Source organism: Sulfurihydrogenibium yellowstonense SS-5, from assembly GCF_000173615.1.
Lineage (GTDB): Bacteria > Aquificota > Aquificia > Aquificales > Hydrogenothermaceae > Sulfurihydrogenibium > Sulfurihydrogenibium yellowstonense.
Window position 1 is genome coordinate 1 of the sequence record NZ_ABZS01000111.1, and the last position, 5,480, is coordinate 5,480.

At 38.4% G+C, this 5,480-nt stretch carries 5 protein-coding genes; all 5 read right to left on the minus strand.

Annotated features, from left to right (window positions below):
* Positions 1–863 (minus strand): 4Fe-4S dicluster domain-containing protein (locus SULYE_RS05385; protein ID WP_007547303.1); only part of this gene is annotated, 863 nt, incomplete at its 3' end.
* A 13-nt stretch (positions 864–876) separates the two neighbouring features.
* A complete protein-coding gene (locus tag SULYE_RS05390) occupies positions 877–3,765 on the minus strand; it encodes a molybdopterin-dependent oxidoreductase (protein WP_007547306.1) in 2,889 nt (962 codons plus the stop codon).
* Between the two features lie 22 nt (positions 3,766–3,787).
* Positions 3,788–4,279, minus strand: coding sequence for a rhodanese-like domain-containing protein (locus SULYE_RS05395; protein WP_007547308.1), 492 nt, complete (start codon positions 4,277–4,279; stop codon positions 3,788–3,790).
* Positions 4,276–4,425, minus strand: coding sequence for a hypothetical protein (locus tag SULYE_RS08385; protein ID WP_007547309.1), 150 nt, complete (start codon positions 4,423–4,425; stop codon positions 4,276–4,278). Before SULYE_RS08385 ends, SULYE_RS05395 begins: the two co-directional genes overlap by 4 nt.
* A gap of 12 nt (positions 4,426–4,437) precedes the next feature.
* Positions 4,438–5,480, minus strand: a 1,043-nt coding sequence (locus tag SULYE_RS05400; RefSeq protein ID WP_007547310.1) for a YeeE/YedE thiosulfate transporter family protein, incomplete at its 5' end; no start/stop codon positions are given.

Consider the following 5,480-nt stretch of genomic DNA (forward strand, 5'->3'; position numbering starts at 1 on the left):
ATGACTTCTTTTCCAAATAGTAATTCTAAGTATTCGATCGGCACTCTTCTTGAATCATCTATTGGAGCCATGTTGTCATCAAATTTTGGAGGGTCAAACAATGGTGGAACATAGTAAACGTTTGGTTGCGTTCCAAAGTCCGGTCTAAGAGGTAAAGCAACTTTATACTTGTGAACAAGTTTATAAACTTGTCCTTCTTCGTCATCCAAAAAGCCTACAAATCTTATTCTACCTACGCATTGGTGTGCACATGCGGGAGGTAAACCTTTTTCAACCCTCGGGAAGCAGAATATACATTTTTCTGATTTTGATATCTTAGGGTTAAAATATATCTTTTTGTAAGGACAGCCTGCAATACAGTATCTGTATCCTTGACATCTTTCCAAGTCTACTAAAACAATACCGTCTTGCTCTCTTTTGAAAATTGCCTCTCTTGGACATGCAGCCAAACAACCCGGATTAGAGCAGTGGTTACAAATTCTTGGAATGTAGAAGAAGTAAGAGTTAGGATACTCTCCACCACCAACGTCTTCATCCCAGTTTGGTCCCCATTCAGGAGCTGTGTTAGGTTTTAATAAATCACCATTGAAAAGTTCGTCGTGGTTGTAATCCCAAGGTACGCCATAATCTAATACCATATCCGGGATAATTCCATCTTTTAAATTTCCTTCCTCGTCAAAACCACCGCCAGCTTCCATCCAGTTTCTTGGGTAGCCTGCACCAGGGTGTGTTTCAACGTTGTTCCAGTACATATACTCTCTTCCGTTTCTGTTTGTCCATTGTGTCTTACATGCTACTGTACAAGTTTGGCAACCAATACATTTATTTAAATCCATTACCATTGCAAGTTGTCTTTTTGACATCTACATTACCTCCTTAAGCTTTTTCAACATCTACTGAAGTTTCATATGCATGTTGGTTTCCATCCCAGTTTCCACCAAACTTTAAGTGTCCCCAACCATCAGAAAGTTCAAGTAAGTTAAGCGGAGATGCTACTACTTCGTTATGCCCTTTTCTTCCTTTGTAGAAGAATGGCTCCCAACCATGCTCTAATAAGATTGCATCTTTTGGACATGATGGATAGATTTTTGCCATAGCATAAAACTCGCCAAGAGAGTTGAACACTCTAACTTCATCACCATCTTTGATGCCTTTCTTCTTAGCAATCTCCGGATTTATCATTACATAAGGCTTTCCTCTTTGCAATCTAAGAAGTAGAGTAGATGTCTTATAAGTTGAGTGGATTGACCATCTTGCGTGTGGTGTCATGAGAACAAACGGAAATCTTCTTGGTCTAATAGGTTCTTTAGCTGTTGGAACGTTTGCTCCTTGCTGTATCCATAAATCGTCATCTACGTAGTATGTAATTCTTCCGGACAATGTTTCAAATCTTTCATATAAGAAGAGGTTGTTTTCAAATACGTTGTACGGCTTATCCGGATAAAGCGGTGAAGATTTTCCGGCTTTTTCATTTAGTACTAAATAACCACCTCTTTTGAACATAGATTCAATAGTATTAGGCTTAAACTGGTCGGTATTTTCCAATGCTAACTCTACTGCATCTCTGTCGGTTCTTAACTGACCGCCGATTGTGTACTCTTCGACTAGTGTGTCAAGGTCTCTGTATCCTGTTTTAGAAAGCTGTGGGTCTGGAATTTTGATATACTTTTGGTCGCCTGTTTCTTTGTATTTTTTCATAGCTATTTCTTGGATTTTCTCAACAATCATCGTACAGATTTCCCACTCAGACTTAGCTTCTCCAACCGGTTTTAAGTTTGTTGGAGGGTGAGCAAGGTTTGCAAATCTATGATAACCAGGGTTTGTTCTTAAGTCCCAAACTTCATAGTGAGATTTTGCAGGAAGTAAAATGTCTGCATAGTTTGCAAAATCAGACATTCTAAAATCTACATAAGCAATAAATTTAGCCTTTTCAAGGAATGCTTTTTTATAAGAAGAACCTTTATTTCTTCTAAATCTGGCATCTGCAAAAAGTAAGAATGTTTCTACATCGTTCCAGTAAGATTTACCATGGCCGATTCCTTTATCGCCTTCAGACTTAGAAAGCATTTCATTTACTTTCTTTTTATACTCTTCCTTAGACATTCCCATAACTTCTTTAAACGTGTCTTCTTCATAGAGCTTATCAAAGTCCTGCATCATATTTCCAAGAACAAATTCGCTTACAAAACCGGATGCAAATCTTTCTTTATACTTACCTGCAAAACCAGAGATCTTATCTAAACCAGAGATAGCCCACTCATTTTCCGTGTTAAATCCACCATAAGGTCCAAGTCTTCCACATAAAGGAGTAATAGATGCAATAGCCCTTTGAGCTAACATACCATTAAAGTATTTACCGATTGTAAAGCCCATAGAGATAAATGCTACTTTTGGAAGAGCTATATCTCTTGCAAGCTCTTGAACGATTTTTGGATGAACATTTGTTAATTTAAATGTTTTCTCTGCCGGGAATTTAGCTGCTTCTGCTTTAACCAATTCAAATACAGGTGTAACTTTTACCTTTGAACCGTCTTTTAACTTAACTTCATATATACCTTCTAACGCTGGGTCAATATCCCAACCTAAATCTTTTAGTCTCAATGTTTTAACTGGGTTTCCTTCAGAACCCGGCATAATTGTAAATTTGCCGTTTTTAAGATTATAAGCTAAGAAAACATCATGGGCTTCAAATTCTTTTCCATGTGCTTTTTCTTCCATGTTATGGAAGACTTCTTTGTCAAACATTGGGTCGTTTGTGTCAATATCAGAAAGTCTTAATAGTTTTTTGTTATCTAATCTTACTAAGAATGGTAAATCTGTGAACACTTTTATAAAGTTTGGTTTGTAAAGCTTTTGTTGAATAATTTCGTTGATGATAGACATAGCTAAGAAACCATCGTATCCGGCTCTAACAGGAACCCATAAATCAGCTCCTCTTGCAGTAGCGTTAAAGTCCGGAGTGATAACGATTACTTTTCCACCGTTGTATTTTCCTTCCCATACCCAGTGAGCATCGGGAATTCTTGACTTGTTAGGGTCCTGACCCCACCAGATTTGAACGTTTGCAGTGTATACAAAATCGTAAGAAAATCCGATATTTCCTTCGCCGTATACTAAGGAAGTGCCAGGGAACATATCACCAACGTAAGAAGCTATGTAAGGTCTAACAGCACCAAGAAGTGTTCCAAGTCTTTTACCAGAAGCTGCTCTTGCCTCTGTTAGCATACCGGCACCAACGTGGATGTAGTTTCCAGCCGGTCCTTTTGTAAGCATAGTTTCATAAATTCTTGTTGCAACTTCAGTTATTGCTTCATCCCAAGATATTCTTTTCCACTTGCCTTCTCCTCTTTCTCCAACTCTTTTCATCGGATAGAGGATTCTGTCTTTTTCATACATTACTTGAGAGTGTTGAACACCTTTATTACATCCCCTTGGGTTAGCATCAGGAATTTTTGGGTTGATTAGCGGATAGTTAGCGGCTTGGTTTTCTCTTGTAACTATACCGTTTTGAACCCATACATCCCAAGCACAGTTTCCTTGACAGTTTACACAGTGGTAAGCAGTACCATGCTCTTCTTTCTTTCCATACGTATATGCAAACTCTCTTCTGTACATGTTTTCAACAAAAGAGCTATTTGGATAAGATGCTCTTGGGTCTTCTACTACAACAGCTTTAGCTTTAGCAAAAGCCTCGCTTGACCCAAGACCTAAAGCTCCACCTGCTGCTGACATTACTTTTAAAAAATCCCTTCTTGAGATCGCCATCTAAAAACCTCCTATGGTATTTTTATAAACAACCGCCACCGCCACCTGCTTTTGGTGGAGTGTATTCGCCTGAGTCATCTGGTAATCCAGCATCCTGCCATGCCTTCATACCGCCGGCAAGATTTTGAACGTTTGTAAATTTAGATGCACATTTTTTAAATATCTCCTGATTTCCATCTGTAGAAACGATAACAGTGTAAACATATGGATTAATTCTTTTTAATGCTTCTTTTAGGTTTTCAGTTGTCATTTTAGATTCATCACAGTTTGGAAATGGTAATGCACCGGGTATTCTTGAATCCTCATAGCCACCAACTTCATCGCTTGAAGTTAACTCTCTTACGTCTATAATTTGTACCTTAATTTTTGGATTTGAAAGTTTTTTATAAAGCTCTTCTGCGGTTATAGGTATTTGCTTTTTAAGTTCAACTTCTTTCTTACCAAGTGTAAAAAGAACGAATGCTAAAACTAAGATGACTACTATATACACGCTTCTTTCAATTTTAGGGTTCATTGCTGGTTGCCTCCGTTAGCAGGTTGTTGCTGACTTACTTGAGAAAGCTGTTTTTCTAAGTTATCAACTTTTCCTTTAACTCCAAAGGTTGCAACTATTAAAACTATAATTGCAATCCAAAATAAAAGTCTTTCTGTCATGCTCATCTTTCTCACCTCTTAGTCGTATACTTCTTCTGATGCTTTTTTAGCTTCAATAAATCTTGACCATCTTCCCATGTAAATAAGGTTTGCTGTTAAAACTCCAACTATAAAGTAGGTTCCGGACATAACCATACTACCGATAGATAAGGTTGGATATGCTGCTAAGAATGCTCCGGTTGTACATCCACCACCGATTAATGCACCAATCGCCAAGAACATTCCAGCAAAGAAAACAAGGATCATTCTTACCATTAACAACAAATCAACCTGTATTGTCCAGCCTAATCCGACAAATCTGGTAAAGAAGAAAAGATTCATTTTTACCTGTGGCATAGGGACACCTTGAGCAAAAGCTGGTGGAACCGGGTCAAACTTAAATTTACCGGATATGATCGCTGCTAAAAATGCTCCCGGTAATACACCTATGATTAAACCTGCGTGCCAAATAATACCTTCTGTTATCTTAGGAACAACGTTTGATAGTGGATGTCCAAGGAAATCTGCAACCCACGCAACTAAAGCAAGTAAAGCACCGGAGAATCCAAGATATTCACCCTGAGCTGTTGCCCATGCAATTATAGAACCAGCCGCAACTCCACCTAACGCCCAATGCCACTCATCTTTTATAAGATTAAAGCTATATTTTTCTTGATAGAATTTTTTAGCCGGGTCTACATAATCAGCTATTAACGCAAAAATTAAGAATAACACACCCCAGGCAACAGCTAAAGGTCCATAAGATACGCCTAAAACACCGTACAATGTAAGGTCTTGTCTGCTTCCGAGAATACCGGCTTCAACCAATGATGGTTGTATTGCGTTGTAAATTAAAACGCCGATAATTAGGCCGATGACACCAGCCGCAGATATAAACTTACCAGCTCCTACCCTTGCAACGCAAGTTCCAGGACAAAAACCGGCAGAAGCCATAGCTATCCCAAACATAATACCACCTATAATATGAGCAACGCCCAAGTATGGCATTATTCTTGGAATTAAATTTGTACTTTCTGCAAACCCGAGAATATCAGCTAATCCATAAATGATAGAAGCAGTTG

Coding starts and splice junctions, on each gene's coding strand:
- SULYE_RS05390 (WP_007547306.1), bottom strand. CDS start 3,765: ATGGCGATCTCAAGAAGGGATTTTTTAAAAGTAATGTCAGCAGCAGGT.
- SULYE_RS08385 (WP_007547309.1), bottom strand. CDS start 4,425: ATGAGCATGACAGAAAGACTTTTATTTTGGATTGCAATTATAGTTTTA.
- SULYE_RS05395 (WP_007547308.1), bottom strand. CDS start 4,279: ATGAACCCTAAAATTGAAAGAAGCGTGTATATAGTAGTCATCTTAGTT.